This window comes from Tabrizicola sp. TH137 (assembly GCF_002855575.1).
Lineage (GTDB): Bacteria > Pseudomonadota > Alphaproteobacteria > Rhodobacterales > Rhodobacteraceae > Paragemmobacter.
In genome coordinates, this window is the sequence record NZ_PKRQ01000003.1 from 507,435 (window position 1) to 528,929 (window position 21,495).

Below are 21,495 nucleotides of genomic sequence, written 5' to 3' on the forward strand. Positions count from 1 at the left end.
TTAACCCCCTTTCCCCACCCCACCCTCCCCAGATTTGTATGTACACTTTGCTGCACAGAAAGCGGCACAACTTCCGGCACAGCCGTTTTCGGCCAACCCCCCGAAAACACGAAAACCTTTCGCTCCCCCGCCCCCTTCCCCCGCCCCGGCCCGCAGCCTACCATTCCCCCATGCACCTGCCCCCTCCCCTCACCGACTGGTTCGCCGCCAAGGGCTGGACCCTCCACCCCCACCAGCAGGCCATGCTGGACCGCGCCGCCAACCCCGCCACCCTCCTCATCGCCCCCACCGGCGGCGGCAAGACGCTGGCAGGCTTCCTGCCCACCCTCGCCGAACTGGGCCAAACACCCCGGAACGGCCTCCACACCCTCTACATCTCGCCGCTCAAGGCCCTCACCGCCGACATCCGCCGCAACCTGCGCACCCCCGTCGAAGGCGCCGCCCTCCCCATCCGGATCGAAGACCGCACCGGTGACACCTCCTATACCCAGCGCCGCCGCCAGCGCGCCGACCCGCCGCATATTCTGCTCACCACGCCGGAATCCCTCGCCCTCCTCCTCTCCTACGAAGACGCCCCCCGCATTTTCCAATCCCTCCAACGGGTTGTGATCGACGAACTCCATGCGCTCGCCGAATCCAAGCGCGGCGACCAGCTCATGCTGCTCCTCTCCCGCCTCGAAAGCCTCTCCCCCGGCCTCCGCCGCGTCGGCCTCTCCGCCACAGTCGAAGACCCGCCCGCGCTGGCCCGCTTCCTCGCCCCCACCGGCTGCGACATCCTGCAAGCCGACCCCGGCCCCGACCCCGATATCGCCATGCTGGAAACCGAAGCCCCCCCACCCTGGAGCGGGGGCGGCGGCCGCTATGCCATGCGCGCGATCCTCGATGAAGTCCGCCGCCACCGCACCACCCTCATCTTCCACAACACCCGCGCGCAGGCAGAGCTTTTCTTTCACGATCTCTGGCTACAGAACGACGATGGCCTTCCCATCGGCATCCATCACGGCTCTCTCGCCCGCGAACAGCGCGAAAGGGTGGAGGCCGCGATGGCCGCGGGCCAGCTTCGCGCCGTGGTCTGCACCGGCTCGCTCGACCTCGGCATCGACTGGGGCGATGTCGATCTCGTCATCCAGGTCGGCGCGCCGAAGAACGTCAAACGCCTCGTGCAAAGGATCGGCCGCGCCAACCACCGCTACAACGCGCCCTCCAAGGCCCTCATTCTGCCCGCCAACCGCTTCGAGGTGGTGGAATGCCGCGCCGCGCTCGACGCCGTCCGCGATCACACGCTGGACGGCGAACCGCGCGGCCCCGGCCCCCGCGACGTGCTCTGCCAGCACATCCTGATGACCGCGGCCTCCGGGCCGTTCGACGCTAACGAATTGTTCACAGAGGTTACCAGGGCAGGCCCCTACGCGACCCTCACCCGCCCCCAGTTCGACGCCTGCCTCGACTTCTGCGCCACCGGCGGCTATGCCCTCCGCGCCTATGACAAGTGGCAGAGATTACAGGAAAAAAACGGCCTCTGGCAGCTCCGCGATCCGCGCAGCGCGGCGCTCATCCGCCAGAATCTCGGCACCATCATCGACACCGAAACCCTTAAGGTCCGCCTGAAGAACCGCTTCGGCGGCACGCCCTTGGGAGAGGTCGAGGAAGGCTTCGCCTCCACCCTCACCCCCGGCGATACCTTCCTCATCGGCGGCGAAATCGTCCGCTACGAAGGCCTGCGCGAAATGACCGTCGAAGTCACCCGCCAACCCGGCCGCGACCCGAAAGTCGCCACTTTCAACGGCACCAAATTCGCCACCTCCACCCTGCTCACCCAGCGGATACTCGAACTCTTCCAACAGGATGCATGGCCCGCTTTGCCCGCCCACACCGCCCAATGGCTCGCCCTGCAACGCGAGGTCAGCCGTCTGCCAAGCCCTGACCGCCTGCTTGTCGAAAGCTTCCCCCATGACGGGCGCGAACATCTCTGCGTCTATGGCTTCGCAGGCCGCAACGCGATGCAGACCCTCGCCCTTCTGGTGACAAAACGGATGGAGGAACAGGGGCTTGCCCCCCTCGGCTTCGTCGCCACCGATTACGCCACGCTGATCTGGGGCCTCGATCCCGTCACCGATGCCGCCCCCCTCTTCGACCTCGCCGCGCTGCGCGAAGGGCTGGAAACCTGGCTTTCCGGCAATGCCGTGATGAAGCGCACCTTCCGCGCCACCGCCATCATCGCGGGCCTCATCGAACGCTCCAACCAGGGCCGCCGCAAGACAGGCCGTCAGGCCACCTTCTCTTCCGACATCCTCTACGACACGCTCCGGAAATACGACCCCGACCACCTGCTCCTTCAGGTGACACGGGAAGAGGCCGAACGCGGCCTCGTCGATTTCTCCCGCATCGAAGACATGCTCGCCCGGGTGGAGGGGCGCATCGACCTCATCCGCCTGCCCCGCGTCACCCCCCTTGCGGCCCCCCTCTTCCTCGAACCCGGCCGCATCCCCGTCCACGGAACCGGCCGCGAGAGGATGGTGGAAGAGGCCGCCCGCCGCCTGATGGAAGAGGCCGGCCTCGCCTGACCCGCTTGCAACCCCTTGCGCCACAGGGCAAACCTCGCCCCATGCACCACGCCTTCACCCTGTCCGGCGCAACGCTCCACGCCCTGCCCTCCGGCGCGCTCTACTGGCCCGCGCAGCGGCTGCTCTGCGTCTCCGACCTGCACCTCGGCAAATCCGAACGCCTCGCCCGGCGCGGCGGCGCCCTGCTGCCGCCCTATGAAACAAGGGAAACCCTGCATCGGCTGGAGGCCGAGGTGGACCGCACCGCCCCCGCCACAGTCATCTGCCTCGGTGACAGTTTCGACGACCTCGCCGCCGTCCGGGGGCTGGAGGAAGAAGCCCGCCTCCGCCTTGCCCGCCTGATGGCCGGGCGAGACTGGACCTGGATCGAAGGCAACCATGATGCAGGCCCGGTGGAAATCGGCGGCACCCACCGCGCGCAGGTGACACTTGGCCCGCTGACCTTCCGCCACATCGCGGACCGTTCGGAAAAGCACGAAGTGTCAGGCCATTACCACCCGAAACTCCGCCTCAAGGGCGCGGCCCGCCCCTGCTTCCTGCTGGATTCGAAACGGCTGATCCTGCCCGCCTTCGGCCTCTATACGGGCGGTCTTTCCGTGGATGATCCGGCGCTGACTGCGCTTCTCGATCCGCCCGCGCTGGCCATCCTCACCGGTGCCCGCGCCCTGCCCGTGCCGCTCCCGCTCAGATAAGCCCGCGCTCCACCAGACGCTCGCGATGGTTCCGGCTCACCGGCACAGGCGGCCCTTCGGCCATCACCAGCATCAGCCGCCCCTCGCCCCGCTCCAGCCCCATCACGCGATCCCAGGCCACCCAATGCGACCGATGGACCTGCGCCCCCTCGACCGGGCCCACCTCTGCCATCGCATCGCCGAATCGCATCAGCAGGGTCCCTCGCCCCGCCAGGGTCTGCACATCCACGTAATGATCCCGCACCGAAAGCGAAACCAGCGCCCCCCGCAAGGCAGGCTCCAGCCGCAGCACGATCCGCGGCAGGACCACCGCCTCCTCGGGGACCGACGGCACCACCGGCGGCAGGGGCGACACCGCGCCGCGCCCGAAATCATGATGGGCGGCAATGGCCAGGCTGACAACGAACACCATCGCCGCGATCTCGGGCAATCCGGCATTCAGATAGGGCCCGTCCACCACCGGCAGGACGTCCAGCAGGTTCATCGCATTCACCGGAAAGGCCACACCGCAGGCCACCAGCACCGCGGTCAGCAGTCCGCCGCGATGGAAATCCCGCAGGTCCAGCACGCTGTGCACAAAGGCCCGCGCCCCCGTGGCGATCACGGCAAACAGCCCGATCCACAGCCCCCACAGAACCAGCCGGTGATCGAAAGAGCAGTTCTCGTAACTGCCCATCGGCCCCGTGATGGCGGCAATAAGGGTCGCAAAGCCCCACATCGCGCCTGTCCGCCTGTTCAGCAGATCGCGCTTCCATTCCGACAAGAATGCGGACATGTCCCCACAGCCCTCAACTTCCAGAAAACGCTAACAGCGCCGCAGGCTTGGGGCAATCTCCTCCATGCGCCACAGGGCGGGGATTCTTTCGCGATCGGCGGAAAGCCTCGCATCCCTTGGGATCAGGCCGTCAGGCCCTCCGGCTCCGGCAGGCCATTCGCGCGGCAGCAGGCGGTCAGCGTATTGGCCAGCAGGCAGGCAATCGTCATCGGCCCCACCCCGCCCGGCACCGGCGTGATCGCACCCGCCACTGCGGCGGCGCTGTCGTAATGCACATCCCCCACCAGCTTGGCCTTGCCGTCGCGCTCGATCCGGTTGATCCCCACATCGATCACCGTCGCGCCCGGCTTCACCATCTCGCCGGTAATCATCTCGGGCCGCCCCACGGCCGCAACAAGGATATCCGCCCGCTTGCAGACCTCGGCCAGATCCTTGGTCCGGCTATGCGCAATCGTCACCGTGCAGCTATCGCCCAGCAGAAGCTGCGCCATCGGCTTGCCCACGATATTCGACCGCCCCACCACCACCGCATTCAATCCCGCCAGCTTCCCATGATGATCCCGCAGCATCATCAGACAGCCCAGCGGCGTGCAGGGCACCATCGACTTCTGCCCCGTCCCCAGCAACCCGACATTCGAGATATGGAACCCGTCCACATCCTTGGCCGGGTCGATCCGGTTGATGACCAGTTCGGAATTCAGATGCCCCGGCAGCGGCAATTGCACAAGGATGCCATGCACCGCCGGATCGGCATTCAGTTTGTCGATCAGCGCCAGCAGCTCCGCCTCGCCCGTCTCTGCCGAAAGGCGATGCTCGAAACTCGCCATCCCCACTTCGATGGTGGAGGCATGCTTGTTGCGCACATAGACCTGGCTCGCCGGGTCCTCGCCCACAAGAACCACGGCCAGCCCCGGCACGATTCCCTGCTCTTCCTTCAGCCGCGCTACATGCGCCGCCACCCGCGCCCGCACATCCGCCGCAAAGGCCTTGCCGTCGATCACCTTGGCACCCATCGCGCCCATCCCTTCCGTCTGTCCTGCGCGGATGGGGCGGGCCGCGACCTCACCCTTTCCGCAGATGGTCTTCCTCGCGCTCGATCGACCAGTCGATCAGCTTGCGCCAGAGTTTTTCAAGCTTGTCGGGCGGCAACCCATGGGCCGCCGCATGACGCCGCACATTGGCCACGACCTGCTCCACCCGATCCTCGATCCGCGCGGGCAAGCCGATCTCTTCCTTGATCGCCGCCGCCCGGTCGATATAGGCGGTCCGCTCGGCGAACAGCGCCACCAGCGCCTCGTCCAGCCTGTCGATCTCGGCCCGTATATCGGCCATCGTGGTGCAGTCTTCCGGCCTCTTCATGCCATCCCGTCCCCTCTCAGGTTGCCCCCCATGTAAGGGGGCCAACCCGAAAGGGCAACGCGACAGATCAGATCAGAACAGGCCCTCGACATGGCCCTGATCGTTCAGGCGGATCACCTCGGCACTCGGCACCTTGGGCAGGCCCGGCATCGTCATGATCTCACCGCAGATCACCACGATGAAGCCCGCACCCGCGGACAGCCGCACCTCGCGCACCGGCACCGAATGGCCCGTCGGCGCGCCGCGCAGATTTGGATCGGTGGTGAAGGAATACTGCGTCTTCGCCATGCAGACCGGCAGATGCCCGTAACCCGCCGCTTCCCAGGTCTTCAACTGGTCCCGGATCGACTTGTCGGCGATGACCTCATCGGCATGATAGATGCGCTTGGCAATCGTCTCAACCTTCTGGAAGAGCGACATTTCATCGGGATAGAGCGGCGCGAAATTCGACACGCCGGATTCCGCAAGGCTCACCACCTTCTTGGCCAGATCCTCGATCCCCGCCGACCCCTGCGCCCAATGCTTGCAGAGGATGGCTTCCGCCCCCTGCTCGGCCACATAGGCCTTCACGGCGGCGATTTCGGCATCGGTGTCGCTGTAGAAGTGGTTGATCGCCACCACCACCGGCACGCCGAAGGATTTCACATTGGCGATATGGCGGCCCAGGTTCGGGCAGCCCTTCTTGACCGCCTCGACATTCTCGGTCCCCAGATCGGCCTTCGCCACGCCGCCGTTCATCTTCATCGCGCGCACCGTGGCCACGATCACCGCCGCCGAAGGCTTCAGCCCCGCCTTGCGGCACTTGATGTCGAAAAACTTCTCGGCCCCGAGATCCGCGCCAAAGCCCGCTTCGGTGACCACATATTCCCCAAGCTTCAGCGCCGTCTTGGTGGCGATGACCGAGTTGCAGCCATGCGCGATGTTGGCAAAGGGCCCGCCATGCACGAAGGCCGGATTGTTCTCCAGCGTCTGCACCAGGTTCGGCTGCATCGCATCCTTGAGCAGCACCGTCATCGCGCCATCGGCCTTCAGGTCGCGGCAATAGATCGGCTTCTTGTCGCGGGTATAGGCGACGACGATATCCCCCAGCCGCTTTTGCAGGTCATCCAGATCGTTCGACAGGCAAAGGATCGCCATGACCTCGGAGGCGACGGTGATGTCAAAGCCCGTCTGGCGCGGGAAGCCGTTGGACACGCCCCCCAGCGACACGACCATGTCGCGCAGCGCGCGGTCATTCATGTCCATCACCCGGCGCCAGACGATGCGGCGCTCGTCGATATCCAGGCTGTTGCCCCAGTAGATATGGTTGTCGATCATCGCCGACAGCAGGTTATGCGCGCTGGTGATCGCGTGGAAATCGCCGGTGAAGTGAAGGTTCATCTCCTCCATCGGCACGACCTGCGCGTAACCGCCGCCCGCCGCGCCGCCCTTCATCCCGAAATTCGGGCCGAGGCTGGCTTCGCGGATGCAGATCACTGCTTTCTTCCCGATCCGGTTCAGGCCATCGCCCAGACCGACCGTCGTCGTCGTCTTGCCTTCCCCCGCCGGGGTCGGGTTGATCGCCGTCACGAGGATCAGCTTGCCATCCGGCTTGCTTGCGAGGCTCTTGATGAACTCCTGGCCCACCTTGGCCTTGTCATGGCCATAGGGAAGCAGATGCTCGGACGGGATGCCCAGCTTCGCCCCGATCTCCATGATCGGCTTCTTCTTCGCTTCGCGCGCAATCTCGATGTCGGTCTTGACGGCCATATCCCATGCTCCCTTCGCGGGGTTCATCCCCCGTTTCCGACGTGATACCGGGGGAAACGGGCGATGCGAGTGGCTTTTCCGACATTTCCGCCCCCAGATTCGCCACCGGGCGTTTCCGATCGGAAACTGGAGGCGCCGCCGAAGGGAATTTTCCGCGGTGAAACTAAATTCACCGATGGGAAATCATCCCGACCGTGCAGAGTCCAGATGCGCCCAGACCGGCTGATCCGGGATGTGCAGGCGCAGCGCCTCGCCCAGGGCGAAGGTGCCTTCCCGCTCCACCCAGGCCGTGATCCCGCGCCGCCCTGCCGCCGCCGCCTTGAACTTCGCGCCATAACCGGGATGCCGCCCCTCGATGGGGCGGGCGGGCAGCATGCAGGGGCGGTTCTCGATATCCACCACCAGCGTCGCGCCCCCTGCCGCCTGCAAGCGGCTGCCGGGCGGCACATGGCTGAAATCGGGGATGCCCTCCACCACCATCGTCGCCCCCACCAGCGTCGGGTCCAGTTCCGCCACCCCCATCCGCGCCGCGATCTCGGCCAGTTCTTCCGCCGACAGGATGGAAAACTGCCGCGTGTTCCGGATCACCGTCCCCTTGGGATATTGCGCCGTCACCCGGCTGCACGAGGCGCGCGTCACCCCGGCATGGGCATCGCCCTCCGGCCCGGCAAAGCCGGCCACCACCTGCGCCACCGGTTCCGCCGCCAGCGCCGCCTCCCGGTCGCGCACCAGACCCAGCCAGACGATGCGCGCGGCGAAATCGGTCGGTTTCAGGACAGGCATCATTCCCTCGAAGCTGGACCGTCCTCCAACAGGACAGCATCATCCTCCACCGCCCGCCAGACCGTCGCAAGCCCCCGGCATGGCCAGGGCCGCACAAAGCAAAACCCCGGAACCTTCACGGCTCCGGGGTCTTGCATGCTGCACAGGTCGGACAGGGCTCAGACGATCGGCTCGGGCTCCGGCCCGGCCTTCGGCGTCTTGGGCCGCGTCTTCGGGATCGCCGCAATCGACGGGGTGCCACCACCCGAGGCGGGCTTGTCGGCATCGTCATCGCCACCCAGCGCCTCGCCGGCGATCACCTTGCGGATCTCGTCACCGGTCAGCGTCTCGTATTCCAGCAGACCCTTGGCCAGACGCTCGAAATCGTCGGCCTTCTCCAGAAGGATGCGCCGCGCGGTTTCATAGCCTTCGTCGATCAGCTTCTTCACCTCGTCCTCGATCAGCTCCTTCGTATGGGCCGAAACCGAGAAACCTGCGGTGTTCCCCTGATAGCCTTCATGCGCCTCGGCATAGTCGATATTGCCGACCTTGTCCGACATGCCCCAGCGCATCACCATGGCACGGGCCAAGGAAGACGCCTGCTGGATATCCCCCGCAGGGCCGGACGACACGCCTTCCTCACCGTATTTGATGATCTCGGCCGCCTTGCCCGCCATGGTCATGGCGATCTTCTGCTTGCCCTCATCCTTGTGCATGTTCAGCCGGTCCATCTCGGGCAGGCTGACAACCATGCCAAGGGCGCCACCACGCGGGATGATCGTGGCCTTATAGACCGGGTCGCACTTCGGCATGTTCATGCCCACGATGGCGTGGCCCGCCTCGTGATAGGCGGTCTTTTCCTTCTGGTCGGGCGTCAGCACCATCGACCGGCGCTCTGCCCCCATCATCACCTTGTCCTTGGCGTTCTCGAAATCCTCCATCGTGACGAAGCGCCGCCCGACGCGCGCCGCCATCAGCGCCGCCTCGTTGACAAGGTTCATCAGATCGGCACCCGAAAAGCCCGGCGTCCCCCGTGCAATGGTGCGCAGGTCCACATCCGGCCCCAGCGGCACCTTGCGCGCATGCACGCCAAGGATCTTTTCCCGCCCCTTGATATCGGGGTTCGGCACGTGGATCTGCCGGTCGAACCGGCCCGGGCGCAGCAGCGCGGGGTCCAGCACATCCTTGCGGTTGGTGGCCGCGACGATGATCACACCCTCATTTGCCTCGAACCCGTCCATCTCCACCAGAAGCTGGTTCAGCGTCTGCTCGCGTTCGTCATTGCCGCCGCCGATGCCCACGCCCCGCGCACGGCCCACGGCGTCGATCTCGTCGATGAAGACGATGCAGGGCGCGTTCTTCTTGGCCTGTTCGAACATGTCGCGCACGCGGGACGCACCCACACCCACGAACATCTCGACAAAGTCGGAACCCGAGATGGTGAAGAACGGCACGCCCGCCTCGCCTGCGATGGCGCGCGCCAGCAGCGTCTTGCCGGTGCCGGGCGGGCCGACCAGCAGCGCCCCCTTCGGAATCTTGCCGCCAAGACGGCTGAATTTCTGCGGATTGCGCAGGAATTCCACGATCTCTTCCAGCTCTTCCTTGGCTTCGTCGATGCCCGCGACATCGTCAAAGGTCACGCGGCCATGCTTTTCGGTCAGCAGCTTTGCGCGCGACTTGCCAAAGCCCATCGCGCCGCCCCGGCCACCGCCCTGCATGCGGTTCATGAAGAAGATCCAGACCCCGATCAGCACGAGGAAGGGCAACCAGATGCCCAGCACGGACATGAAGCCCGACTGCTCCTGCGCCTCGGCCTTCACCTCCACGCCCTTGGCGATCAGCCGGTCGGTCAGCGTCTCGCCCTCGGGCTTGATGGTCACATATTGCGATCCGTCCCGCGCCCGGACCAGAACGCGCTCGCCATCCAGCGTCACGCTCTGCACCTCGCCGCTATCGACGCGGGTGATGAATTCCGAATAGGACAAGGTCCGCGACGACATCGTGGACTGGTTCCCGCTGAACAGGTTGAACAGGGCCAGGATCAGCAGGAACAGAACGACCCAGAATGCGATGTTTCGTGCGTTGCCCACGAAATGCCTCCTCATACCGCCACGGCACCAGAAACGGCCCGTGACCCGTTGCTAGCTAAGATAGAGATAAACCCCGGCGGTTCAATGCGATAAAGGTGCCGCAGAGAGTGCGCCATTTGGCGCAGTGCAGGCCGCGCTCCACCCCGCGCCATGACCCGCCAGCGGGGCCGCGACCAGCGCCTCGCCGCGCCACACGGCGGGCGATGCCAGCAGTGACAGGCGCGGCACCGCCGCCCCTTCCGCACCGGCCAGTTGCGCAAGCCCGTCAAGGCCCAGCGCGCGGATCGTCAAGCCGCTGGAATCCCCGCCGTTTTCCGGCCCCGTCAGCCGCCAGCGCCCGTCCCACGGCTGATCCGCCGCCACTTCCAGCCCGGCCACCGCCCGCGCCTCGCGCGTGATCCGCAGCCGGCCGCGCCCCGGCGTCATCCGGCAGCCGCCCAGCGTCGCCGCTCGCCCCTCCAGCGCCGCCGTGATGAACCGCTCCAGCTCTGCGCCCCTTGGGCCATATTCCGCCGATCCGATCCACATCACCGCCGCCCGCATCAGCCGCCGCCGCAACTCCACCGGCATTTGCGCCAGACCACCCGCCTCAAGGATCACATCCCCCCGGTCCAGCCGCGCGATCCGCGCTGCCGCCTCCGCCGTCGCCCCCTCCAGCGCCGCCCGCACATCCGCCATCCGCAAGGCCAGCGCCGCAATCTGCTCGGACGCCACACCCGCATCGGCCATCGCCGCCACCGCGCGCCGCGCCCGCACCCGGGCGAAAGCGGCATCCTCATTCGTCGGGTCTTCCGCCCAGTCCAGCCCGCGCGCCAGCAGCCAGCCGCGCAGTTCCGCCCGCGCGATCCCGATCAGTGGCCGCAGGAACAGCATTCCCTCGACCTCGCGCCGCGCTGCCATGGCGGCCAGCCCATCCACCCCCGCATCGCGGGCCAGCCGCATCAGGAAGGTCTCGGCCACGTCATCCTGCGTATGGCCCAGCGCCACCGCCGACAGCCCCGCGCGCCGCGCCCATCCGGCAAGCATCGCCATCCGCCCGCGCCGCGCCGCATCGGCGAGGTTCCCCCGCCCGTCCCAGCGCCAGTGCAGCACCTCATGCGGCACGCCGAGGCGCGCGCATTGCGCCGCCACGGCCGCCGCCTCCGCCGCCGCCTCCTCGCGCAATCCGTGATCCACCGTCGCCACCGCGACGCTGCACCCGGCCTCCACCGCCAGATGCAGAAGGGCGACGGAGTCCCCGCCGCCCGATACCGCCAGCCCGAAAGGCTGGCGCGCCACGGCGCCCAGCGCCTGGCCGAAGATATGCCCGATGTCCCGGGTCAGGAGCAGCCAAGCCCCGCCATGGCCGACATCGCCGACGCGGCCTCTGCCGATCCCGGAAAGCGCGTTCCCACTTCCTGCAAGGTCACGCAGGCTTCCGGCGTCTGGCCCAGAGCGCCAAGCGACTGCCCCAGCTTCAGCAGCGCAGGCGCCGCCTGCGGCCCCGAAGGCTGGCCCGAAAAGGCCTCCAGATAGCTGCGCGCCGCACCCGCCGTGTCGCCCAACTGGCTCAGCGCCTCGCCCCGCAGATAATGCGCCTCCTGCGTCAGGGGGCCACCCGGGTAGGATTGGGTAAAGGTCGCAAAGAGGTCTGAAGCGGCGCGAAAGTCACCCTGACCGAGCACCTCCTTGGCCCGGTCGAAATCCGCCTGCTCGCCGATGGCCAGTTCCGGCCCGCCCGCCACGGCACCCCCTGCCGCCGGGTCCGTCACCGCCGGATCGACCGGGGCCACGGCCCCGCCCCCCGCCGTGCCGCCCAGCGGCGCCGTCTCGCCGAGGGCCGCGATATCGCAGCCCTCTTCCAGTTCACACAGCCGGAATTCAAGGTCGCCGATCCGGTTCGTTCCATCCGCGACCACCCGGTTCAGCTTCAGCTCCACCTCTTCGGTCTTGGCCGTCAACCGCATCAGCGCGGCCTCCATCGCGTCCATCCGCTGCAAGGCATCGCCCCCGGCCACACCCGTCGCCGCTGCGCCGGTGCTCACCAGTTCGGATTTCAGCGTGTTGAACTCGGCCTGAAGCGCCGCGATTTCGGCCCGGATGTCGGCCAGGGTCTGCGCATCCTGCGCAAACCCCGCCACCGGCAGAAAGGCCGTCAGGACCAGAAGGCGAAGCATCCGCATCCCGTCAGACCCCCGCCCCCATCGACAGAACGGTGACGGCGCGGCGGTTCTGCTGATAGCAGGCCTCGTCCGAGCAGACCTCGATCGGGCGTTCCTTGCCATAGGACACGGTCCGCATCCGGTTCGGCGCCACGCCCTGCGAAATCAGGAAGTCCTGCACCGCGCTCGCACGCCGCGCGCCCAGCGCAAGGTTGTATTCCCGCGTGCCCTGCTCATCGGCATGGCCTTCGATGATGATGGCATAAGAGGCATTCGCGTTCAGCCACTGCGCCTGCCCTTGCAGCACCATCCGCGCCTCGGGCGACAGGGTGGACTGATCCACGGCAAAGAGAACGCGGTCACCCACGGCCTGGTTGAAATAGGCGATGGAGCGCGGATCGCTCGGGTCGCCGAGGCCCGAGGTGCCGATGCCCCCCGCGCCCACGCCGCCCACGCCACCGGCGCCCCCGGCACCGCCCGCGCCGAAACGGTCAGGATTGTTGCAGGCCGCCAGTCCAAGGACGGCAACCACGAGAAGGGCCTTGGGAAGAAGGGTCATGGATCAGAGTTCCTCTTGGTGTTCTTGGCTCGATTGGCAGCGACCATAGCATCTTCGCGCCGCCATGTGAATCGGCGGCGCGACATTCCTCAGGGCAGAAGCGGCGACCAGGCCGGGTCCGAGGCCGGTCCATCGGTGGGAATCTGCCGAAGGTTCCGCCCCGAGATATCCACGCTGAACAAGGCCGCCTGCCCGCCCGCCCCCGCGCTTTCGCGGGTGAACATGATCACGCGCCCGTTCGGCGCCCAGGTCGGGCCTTCGTCCAGGAAGGACGCGGTCAGCAACCGCTCCTCGCTGCCATCCGTGCGCATCACGCCGATATGGAACCGCCCCGCATTCTGCTTGGTAAAGGCGATGTAATCGCCCTGCGGCGACCAGACCGGCGTGCCATAGCGCCCCGGCCCGTTGGAAATCCGCTGCCCCTCGCCGCCGCTTGCGGGCATCACGTAAAGCTGCTGCGATCCCGTCCGGTCGCTTTCAAACACGATCTGGCTGCCATCCGGGCTGAAGCTCGGCGCCGTCTCGATCGAGGGCGAATTGGTCAATTGCCGGATCTGCCCGCTGCCGATGTCCAGCGCATAGATGTCCGAATTCCCGCCGCGTTCCAGGCTGAAGACCACCGTCCGACCATCCGGCGCAAAGCGCGGGGCGAAGGTCATGTTGCCCTCGGTCTGCGCCAGCGCCTGCACCGACATCGACCCCAGATCCATCAGATAGATGCGAGGGAAACCGGATTCATAGCTGGTGAACAGGATCTGGTTGCCCGTCGGCGAAAAGCGCGGCGCCAGCACGATGGAGGCGCCATCCGTCAGATAGGCGACATTCGCCCCGTCATAATCCATCACCGCCAGCCGCTTCACCCGCTGGTTCTTCGGCCCGCTTTCCGCGACATAGACGACGCGGCTGTCGAAATAGGGGCCTTCGCCCGTGATCCGGCTATAGACCGCATCCGAAACCTTGTGCGCCATGCGCCGCCAGGTCGCGGGCGTGCCCGCAAATTGCAGCCCCTCGCCCATCTGCTGGCCGCTGAACACGTCGAACAGGCGGAACTTCACGACGATCTGATCGCCCGAGGCGCTGACCGCCCCCACGATCAGGGCCTGCGCATTGATCGCCTGCCAGTCGGGGAAGGACACGGGGGCATCAAAGCTCGACACCTGGGAAATATGCGCCTCGGCGGGAATCTCCCGGAACAGCCCCGTTCCGGCCAGGTCCGCCGCGATGACGCGGGTGATGTTCGCCGCATATTCCGACGCCGCTCCGTTCTCGGCCACGAACATCGGCACCGCGAAAGGCAGGGGTTCGATCACCCCGTCCGTGATGGTGATCCTCAGCGGCCCCTGCGACTGGGCCGCGGCGGGGGCAACGGCGCCGGCCATCAGGCCCAGCGCCAGCGCGATCACGGGGGTGAGGGTTCTGATCAACGTCATTCCGGCCTCATGCTCCTCGGGTCAATCGTTTCCAACATGCCGCGAACGGCGATTTCCTTGCGGACACAACCGCGCGAGCGGCCGCCTGTCCCTCTCTGTCTCCGGCGCGGCTCATCGCATCCGCATCCCGTTCGGGTCGAACACAAGCTCCATGTTCCGCCACTGTTCGAATTTCTCTGGCGGCAGCGGAAATCCGCGCGCCCCGCAGCGGATGATCGCCCGCCGCGCCGCCTCGAAGGCCTGCCGCGTCGCCGTGTCGGACTCGCCATTCGAATCAATCAGCGTGATCGACCCGGCATCCGGCACCCCGTCCTGCCCCACCGAAACCGCCACCGTGACCGTCGTCCGCAGCGCCTCCATCGACAGGGCGCCCACGTTCCAGCACTGCTGCACCGCCACACGGAGCGCATCCTGCTCGCCAGCCGTCATCGGCGGCCCGACCGGCAGGTCCGACGGGGCATCCGCAGCTGCCTGTTCCGTTGCCGCCTCTTCGGCCAGCGCCTCGGCCAAGGCCGCCGCCACCGCGTCTTCCGTCGCCGTTTCCTCGGCAACCTCTTCGGCCGGCTCTTCCGTGGGCTCTTCCACCGTCTCCGCCGCCGCCGCGACCTCTTCCTCGACCGGCTCCTCCGCTACCTGCGCGGGCCGCGACCGCGGCCGCAGGGACGAGGTCATCTCAAGCTGTGGCGCATCCTCTTCCGTCTCCACCGCCTCGGTCACGATCTGGGTCGTGGCCTCTTCCGGCGCCGCCGCCTCCTGCTGCTCCTCGACGATGACGGCCTCTTCCGTGGGTTCGTCCGCCACTTCCTCGATCACCTGGTCGGCCACCTCGGGCGCATCCACGCTTTCCACTGGCGTCGCCGCCACCCGGTCCACCGGGCGCGGACGCGGCTTCACATCAGACAAGGGCACGGGGATCGGCTGCTCGATCTCGGCGATGGGGGCCACCGGCTCCGGCGTCTCGATGGGCTGCGGCACGGCCTCCTGCGGCAGTTCCTCAGGCAGCGGCTCTTCCGGCGGGGCCACCGGGGGCGGCTCCTCGGCCGGGGGCGGCGGCTCCTCGGGCTGCACGGGTTCGGGCGGCTCCACGGCCTCGGGTTCCGCCGCAGGCTCCACCGGCTCCACCGCGGGCGGCGGCGCGGCCGCCATCATCGCGTCGAACTCCGCGCTCGACATCAGCGACACTTCGGCCACCTCCATCTCGGGCAGCGTATCGGCACGGAACAGCCAATCCCCCAGGACAACCCAGAGGATCACGCCCGCATGCGCGATGCCCGAAATGATCTGGCCCTTTTCCATGCCCCGCCCGGCTTTCAGCCGCCGTTACCGTCAAGCGTCGGGCCACCCGCATCGGTGACCAGACCGATATTGTTGAACCCGCCCGCATTCAGCGCGCCCATGACCTCGGCCACCCGCGCGTAGGGGATGGACCCATCCGCCCGCAGGAAGATCTTGTCCGAGGTCCGCTCCGCCGCAATTGCCGTCAGCCGCTGGATGAGTTGCTCCGGCGGCGTCTCCGTCGTCTGGATCATCAGCCGCCCATCCGCCGTCATGGTGATGGCCAAGGGCTCCTCCTGCTCGGACGGCAGGGCGTTCGCCGCCGTCTCCGGCAATTCGATGGGCACCCCGACCGTCAGCATCGGCGCCGCCACCATGAAGATGATCAGCAGCACCAGCATCACGTCGATGAAGGGCGTGACGTTGATATCTGCCATGGGCGCACCGCCCCGCCGCCTGCGGCCCCGGCGGCCACCGCCCCCCCCGCCGCTCTTCTGAACCCCGGCCCCCATGGCTCAGGCGTCCAGCTGGCGCGACAGGATGGTGGAAAACTCGTCGGCAAAGCTCTCGTAGCCGTTGAGGATGCGCTCGCTGTCGCTGTTCAGCTTGTTATAGGCCACCACGGCCGGAATGGCCGCGACAAGGCCGATCGCCGTGGCCAGCAGCGCCTCGGCAATCCCCGGCGCCACGACGGCAAGGTTGGTGTTCTGGCTGATGGCGATCTGCTCAAAGCTGTGCTTGATCCCCCAAACCGTGCCGAAAAGCCCGATGAAGGGCGCGGTCGATCCGGTCGTGGCAAGGAAGCCAAGACCCTTGTTCAGCGCCTCGTTCTCCCGCGCGATGGCCACGTCCATCGCCCGGTCTATGCGCGCCTGCGCGCCCGCAATCAACTTGCCATCCTGCCGATGGCTGCGCCGCCATTCCGTCATCGCGGCCACGAAGATGCGCTCGCTCGCGCCCTGCGGCTGCGGCCCGATCGCCTCGTAAAGCTCGTCCAGCGGCTCACCCGACCAGAAGGCACGGTCGAATTCCTCGGCCTCGGCCCGCGCGCGGCGGAAGGTCAGCAGGCGCTGGATGATGATCGACCATGACCAGAAACTCATCAGCAAGAGGGTGATCAGCACCAGCTTGTTGGTGAGGGTCGCTTTCATGAAAAGCGCAAGCACAGAGAAATCAATCTCCTGCGCCGCCGCGAGGGTTTCCGTTTCCATTACGCCTGCTCTTGTTGCGGGGCCGTCCTTGGCGCGGCCCTTTAGCGATGATTCTACCCATATTCAAAGGGGAATGCCAACACATCTGCGCGACAGCACGCCCTTGCGCGGCATCCCGCCGCTGCAACGCAGCATTCCGATGCGGACTGCCCGTTCGCGCAGCGGTTCAGCCCGCCTCCAGCCGCGCCCGCACCTCGGCCGGCAGCCGCGCCGCGCCGCCGGCATCGGACAGGCAGACCAGCACCACCTTCGCCGCGAAAAGCCGCTCCTCGCCGCGCCAGACCTCCTGCTCCAGTTCGATCCGCGCACCCCCCAGCGCCAGCAGCCGCGTCGTCACGGCCAGAAGGTCGTCAAAGACCGCAGGCCGCAGGTAATCCGCTTCCACCCGCCGCACCGCAAAGACGATCCCCTGATCCCGCTTCAGCGCGCCCTGATCGACGCCGAGACCGCGCACCCATTCCGTCCGCGCCCGTTCGATGAATTTCAGGTAATTGGCATAATAGACGATCCCCGCCAGATCGGTGTCCTCGTAATAGACCCTGACCTCGATCCGATGCACCACCGCCCCGCCCCCCTGCCGCGCCCCGTTTCTGCGCCTGCCATCAGGGAACCCCAACCCGTCCGCCCTGTCGAGGGGGCACCGCCCCGGCACTGACGGCATCGTGACCCGGCCCGCCTTGCCCTTTCCCGCCTTCCCGCCATCCTGCGCCCCGTCTCGTCCCAACACGGCCTGCCCATGCCCCTGTCCCGTCGCCAGCTCAGCCTCGGCCTAGCCACCGCGCTTGCCACCCCCGCGCTTCTGCGCGCCCAGACCCCGACCGATGCCCTGCGCGAGACGGCACGGTCCCTGCCGCAACTCCATGCGATTCTCGTGCAGCGCGCCGATGACCTGCTGATTGCCGAGGCGCCGCGCGGCCGCGGCCTCGACCGCGCCGCCAACATCAAGTCCTGCTCCAAAAGCCTTCTCGCCCTTCTCCTCGGCACCGCCATCGCGGCGGGCGAGGTTCCCTCGCTCGACGCCCGCCTCGGCGACCTGGCCCCCGACCTGATCCCCGCCGACGCCACCAAAGGCGTCCGCGACCTGACCATGAACCACCTCGTCACGCTCCGCGCGGGCCTGCAAGGCACGTCAGGGGAGAATTACGGCGCATGGGTCGCCTCCGGAAACTGGGTCGCCCATGCCCTGCGCCAGCCGCGCATCGCGCCCAATGGCGGGCGGATGATCTACTCCACCGGCACCACCCATGTCCTCGGCGCGGCCCTCGTCACCGCCACGGGGCAAAGCCTGCACGACCTCGCCCGCGACAGGCTGGGCCGCCCTCTGGGCATCGACATCCCGAACTGGACGCGCGATCCGAAGGGCTTCCATTTCGGTGGCAATGAAATGGCCCTCACCCCCCGCGCCATGCTGCGCGTGGCGCTTCTGATGCGCGACGGTGGCCGCATGGACGGCACCCAGGTCATCGCCCCCGACTGGATCGCTGCCTCGCAGGTGCCGCAGACCCGCTCGCCCTTCTCGGGCCTCGGCTACGGCCTCGGCTGGTTCCTCAGCCCCACGGGATGGACCCTCGCCCGCGGCTTCGGCGGCCAGATCATCGCCGCCCATCCCGCCGCCCGCCTCGCCGTCGCCATCACCTCGGACCCGACGCAGCCCGCCCGCTCCGAGGGCTATTTCGGCACGCTGATGGACCTGCTCGACGGCCCCGTCCTCGCGCTGGCCTGATCACGCCGCGCGGGGGAGGCAGACCCGTTCCCCGATCACTCTGCCGCCAGCGGGCCACCTGTCGCCGCCTCCAGCTCCTGCCGCAGCCGCGCCTCCTCCGCCGCCTTCGGCGCCGTCCACCCCGCCAGCAGCAGATAGACCACCGGCGTCAGGAACAGCGTCACCAGCGTCGCCAGACCAAGCCCGCCCACGATGATCCAGCCCAGCGCCTCTCGTGCCTCGGCCCCCGGCCCGCTGGACAGGATCAGCGGCACCCCGCCGATCACGGTCGACACCATGGTCATCATCACCGGCCGCAGCCGGATCACCGCGCCCTCCAGAATGGCGTCCCGCACCCCGCGGCCCTGATCGCGCAACTGATTGGCGAATTCCACGATCAGGATGCCGTTCTTCGCCATGATCCCCACCAGCAGCACTAGCCCGATCTGCGAATAGACGTTCAGGCTGCCCCCCGACAGGATCAGCGCAAGGATCGCGCAGGCCAGCCCCAAAGGCACCGTGGACATCACGATCACCGCCGAGACAAAGCTCTCGAACTGCGCCGCCAGCACCAGAAAGACGATCAGGATCGCAAAGCCGAAGGTCAGCAATATTCCCGAACCCGTCTCGCCCAGCGCCGCCGCCTCGGCCAGCGGCACGATCCGGCTCCCCGGCGGCAGGATATCGGCCGCCAGCCGCTCCACCTCCGCCAGCGCGGGGCCCAGCGACAGGTCCGGCGTCAACCCCGCCGTGATCGGCACCGACCGCATCTGCGCCTCGCGCCCCAGTTCCGGCGCGACAGCCCGCTCCTCCAGCCGCACGAAGGCCGAAATCGGCACATTCTGCCCGTCATCCGAGCGCATGAAGATCCGCTCAAGGTCCGAAGGGTCATTCACCGGATCGGCGGTGGAGATCAGCTGGATGTCATGGCTCCGGTCCCCGATGAAGACCGTTCCGACCGTCCGCCCGTCCAGCACCGCCTGCAAGGCCTCGCCCAGCCCGTCGATGCTCACCCCAAGGTCCGAGGCCCGCGCGCGATCCACCTCCAGGAAAAGCTGCGGCTGCGTCGTGTCATAGCCCAGCCGCACCTGCCCGAAGGCCGGGTTCTCCTCCATCGCGGCAACCAGTTGCTGCGCCTGTTCCGCCAGCCCCTCATAGCTCGGCCCCACGATGGCGAAGCTCAGCCCCTGCCCCGCCCCCCGGATGCGCAGGCTGTTGGGCTGGATGGCGAAGGCCCGCACCCCGATCACCTGTCCCAAGGCGCGGTTGATATCGCCGACGATCTCCTGCTGGCTGCGCTCCCGCTCGCCCCAGGGCGCCAGCGACAGGACCATGAAGCCGGAATTGGCCGCCCCGCCCGATCCCGCTATGGAAAAGACGTTCTCCACCTCGCCGCTGTCCACCAGCGGGCTCACCGCATCCTCGATCTCGCGCATCTTGCCCAGGGTATGGTCCAGCGACACGCCCTGCGGTGCCTCCACCCGCAGCAGGGCCACCGCCCGATCCTCCGGCGGCGTCAGTTCCTGCCGGATCGACCCGATCGACAGCGCCGCCACCGCCGCCATCAGAAGCGAGGCCGTCACCACTACCACCGGCACCGCCAGCGCCGCCTCAAGACTGCGGCGATACAGGGCCGAGATGCGATCCCCCAGCCGGGCAAAGGCCCCCGGCGCGCGATCGGGGTCCGCATCCTTCAGAACCCGGCTCGCCAGCACGGGGCAGAGCGTCAGCGCCACGACAGAAGACAGCAGCACCGCCATCGCGAGGGTAAAGCCGAACTCGCGGAACAGCCCGCCCGCCTCCCCCGGCAGGAAGGAGAGCGGCACGAAGACCGCCGCCAGGGTCGCCGTCGTCGTCACCACGGCAAAGAACACCTGCTGCGTGCCCAGCACCGCCGCCGCCCGCGCCCCCATCCCCTCGGACCGCCGCCGCACGATGTTTTCCAGCACCACAATGGCGTCATCCACCACCATCCCCGTCGCCAGCACCAGCGCCAGCAATGTCAGGATGTTGATGCTGAACCCCGCCATATAGACCGCCGCCAGCGTCCCGATCAGGGCGACCGGCATCGCCACCGCAGGCACCAGCGTGGCCCGCAGATCGAACAGGAAGGCAAAGATCACCGCCACCACGATCAGCGTGGACAGGACCAGCGTCACCGCCACCTCGTTCAGCGCGCCGGCGACAAAAGTCGCGTCATCCGATGTCACCCGCAGCGTCACATCCTCAGGCAGGATCGGCTGCAACTCTGCCACCGCTTCCCGCACCGCCTGCGATATCGTCAGGGTGTTCGACTGCGCCGCCCGGATGATACCCAGCCCCACGCCCGCCTCACCGTTGGCGCGCAGGATCGACTCGCCCAGCGCCGGGCCAAGGCTCACCTGCGCCACGTCCCCCAGCCGCACCCCATCACCCAGGATGATCGCCTCAAAGGCCTCGGGAGAATTGATCGCCGCCGTCGTCCGCACCACCAGCGACTGTTCCTCCGACGCCAGCGATCCGGCCGGCGCATCAAAGGACACATCCGCCACCGCCTCTCGCAGATCGGCCAGCGACAGCCCCCGCGCCGCCAGTTGCCGCAGGTCGATATCTATCCGGAACACCTCCGCCCGGTCGCCAAAGACCTGAAGGTCCGCCACGCCTGCCACCGACAGCAGCCGGTCCTGCACCAGATCCTCGGCCAGCCGCGTCAAATCCTCCGCGCTCCGGCTCGGTGATGTCAGCGACAGCCGCATCACCGCCTCGGCATTGGCATCCGCCTTCACGATGCGCGGCTCCTCGGCCTCCTCCGGCAGGCTGTTCGCCACCCGCGCGATGGCATCGCGCATATCCGTCGCCGCCACATCGAGATCGGTCGAGGTCGAGAATTCCACCGTCACCCGGCTGCGCCCGAAGCGCGAACTGGACGAGATGTCGGTCACCCCCGACACCCGCCCCGCCGCACCTTCGATGGCCGCCGTGATCTCGCGATCCACGGTCTCGGGCGCCGCCCCGGCATAATCCGTCGTCACCGTGATCACGGGCCGGTCCACCTCCGGCAATTCCCGGACCTCGCCACCCAGATAACCGGCGATCCCGGCAATCACGATCAGCGCATTCAGAACGAAGGCCAGGATGGGGCGGCGCACGAAGAGCGCCGTGCCCGACAGATGCGCATTGCGTTGGGTCCGGTTCATGCCGCGCCCT

General features: G+C 67.6%; 18 protein-coding genes. 3 read left to right on the plus strand and 15 right to left on the minus strand.

The genetic code is table 11. From position 1 onward, the window contains the following. Window positions 1-170: 170 nt before the first annotated feature. Together C0V75_RS12345 and pdeM are read left to right on the plus strand one after the other, a co-directional pair. A complete protein-coding gene (locus C0V75_RS12345; protein WP_101921215.1) occupies window positions 171-2,564 on the plus strand; it encodes a ligase-associated DNA damage response DEXH box helicase in 2,394 nt (797 codons plus the stop codon). A 41-nt stretch (window positions 2,565-2,605) separates the two neighbouring features. After that, on the plus strand, window positions 2,606-3,256 hold the full coding sequence (pdeM, locus tag C0V75_RS12350; RefSeq protein WP_101921216.1) for a ligase-associated DNA damage response endonuclease PdeM: 651 nt from the start codon (window positions 2,606-2,608) through the stop codon (window positions 3,254-3,256). On the opposite strand, the gene C0V75_RS12355 is transcribed toward pdeM, so the two are convergent. The 14 genes from C0V75_RS12355 to ybgC all read right to left on the minus strand — a co-directional run bounded on the left by C0V75_RS12355 (window position 3,249) and on the right by ybgC (window position 17,169). Further along, the gene (locus C0V75_RS12355) at window positions 3,249-4,031 is read right to left on the minus strand and encodes a LytTR family DNA-binding domain-containing protein (protein ID WP_101921217.1); all 783 of its coding nucleotides are present in this window, start codon (window positions 4,029-4,031) and stop codon (window positions 3,249-3,251) included. The two genes, pdeM and C0V75_RS12355, sit on opposite strands and share 8 nt — an antisense overlap. A gap of 122 nt (window positions 4,032-4,153) precedes the next feature. Beyond that, the gene (folD, locus tag C0V75_RS12360; RefSeq protein ID WP_101921320.1) at window positions 4,154-5,044 is read right to left on the minus strand and encodes a bifunctional methylenetetrahydrofolate dehydrogenase/methenyltetrahydrofolate cyclohydrolase FolD; all 891 of its coding nucleotides are present in this window, start codon (window positions 5,042-5,044) and stop codon (window positions 4,154-4,156) included. A gap of 49 nt (window positions 5,045-5,093) precedes the next feature. Continuing rightward, window positions 5,094-5,390, minus strand: coding sequence for a chorismate mutase (locus C0V75_RS12365; protein WP_101921218.1), 297 nt, complete (start codon window positions 5,388-5,390; stop codon window positions 5,094-5,096). Between the two features lie 72 nt (window positions 5,391-5,462). After that, the gene (locus C0V75_RS12370; RefSeq protein WP_101921219.1) at window positions 5,463-7,139 is read right to left on the minus strand and encodes a formate--tetrahydrofolate ligase; all 1,677 of its coding nucleotides are present in this window, start codon (window positions 7,137-7,139) and stop codon (window positions 5,463-5,465) included. A gap of 183 nt (window positions 7,140-7,322) precedes the next feature. Beyond that, entirely contained in the window at window positions 7,323-7,922 is a 600-nt protein-coding gene (locus C0V75_RS12375) for an MOSC domain-containing protein (RefSeq protein WP_101921321.1), read from the minus strand. Window positions 7,923-8,080: 158 nt separating this feature from the next. Beyond that, window positions 8,081-9,991 (minus strand): ATP-dependent zinc metalloprotease FtsH, encoded by a 1,911-nt coding sequence (gene ftsH, locus C0V75_RS12380; RefSeq protein ID WP_101921220.1) that lies wholly within the window; start codon window positions 9,989-9,991, stop codon window positions 8,081-8,083. Window positions 9,992-10,072: 81 nt separating this feature from the next. Then, the gene (gene tilS, locus C0V75_RS12385; RefSeq protein WP_254216458.1) at window positions 10,073-11,269 is read right to left on the minus strand and encodes a tRNA lysidine(34) synthetase TilS; all 1,197 of its coding nucleotides are present in this window, start codon (window positions 11,267-11,269) and stop codon (window positions 10,073-10,075) included. Between the two features lie 41 nt (window positions 11,270-11,310). Beyond that, on the minus strand, window positions 11,311-12,153 hold the full coding sequence (gene ybgF / locus C0V75_RS12390; protein WP_101921222.1) for a tol-pal system protein YbgF: 843 nt from the start codon (window positions 12,151-12,153) through the stop codon (window positions 11,311-11,313). Between the two features lie 4 nt (window positions 12,154-12,157). Further along, entirely contained in the window at window positions 12,158-12,691 is a 534-nt protein-coding gene (gene pal, locus C0V75_RS12395; RefSeq protein ID WP_101921223.1) for a peptidoglycan-associated lipoprotein Pal, read from the minus strand. 89 nt (window positions 12,692-12,780) lie between these two features. Further along, complete coding sequence (gene tolB, locus C0V75_RS12400; protein ID WP_101921224.1) at window positions 12,781-14,121, minus strand: Tol-Pal system beta propeller repeat protein TolB; 1,341 nt, start codon at window positions 14,119-14,121, stop codon at window positions 12,781-12,783. 111 nt (window positions 14,122-14,232) lie between these two features. Further along, window positions 14,233-15,417 (minus strand): cell envelope biogenesis protein TolA, encoded by a 1,185-nt coding sequence (locus tag C0V75_RS12405; RefSeq protein WP_101921225.1) that lies wholly within the window; start codon window positions 15,415-15,417, stop codon window positions 14,233-14,235. Window positions 15,418-15,431: 14 nt separating this feature from the next. After that, on the minus strand, window positions 15,432-15,908 hold the full coding sequence (gene tolR, locus C0V75_RS12410; RefSeq protein ID WP_101921226.1) for a protein TolR: 477 nt from the start codon (window positions 15,906-15,908) through the stop codon (window positions 15,432-15,434). 3 nt (window positions 15,909-15,911) lie between these two features. Further along, window positions 15,912-16,607 carry a protein TolQ gene (tolQ, locus tag C0V75_RS12415; protein ID WP_101921227.1) on the minus strand — a complete coding sequence of 232 codons (696 nt, stop codon included), beginning with the start codon at window positions 16,605-16,607 and terminating at the stop codon, window positions 15,912-15,914. A gap of 166 nt (window positions 16,608-16,773) precedes the next feature. Then, window positions 16,774-17,169 (minus strand): tol-pal system-associated acyl-CoA thioesterase, encoded by a 396-nt coding sequence (gene ybgC, locus C0V75_RS12420; protein WP_101921228.1) that lies wholly within the window; start codon window positions 17,167-17,169, stop codon window positions 16,774-16,776. Window positions 17,170-17,343: 174 nt separating this feature from the next. On the opposite strand from ybgC, the gene C0V75_RS12425 reads away from it, so the two are divergent. Continuing rightward, window positions 17,344-18,330, plus strand: a complete 987-nt coding sequence (locus tag C0V75_RS12425; protein WP_101921229.1) for a serine hydrolase — start codon at window positions 17,344-17,346, stop codon at window positions 18,328-18,330. Window positions 18,331-18,365: 35 nt separating this feature from the next. On the opposite strand, the gene C0V75_RS12430 is transcribed toward C0V75_RS12425, so the two are convergent. Next, on the minus strand, window positions 18,366-21,485 hold the full coding sequence (locus C0V75_RS12430; RefSeq protein WP_101921230.1) for an efflux RND transporter permease subunit: 3,120 nt from the start codon (window positions 21,483-21,485) through the stop codon (window positions 18,366-18,368). Between the last annotated feature and the right edge of the window lie 10 nt (window positions 21,486-21,495).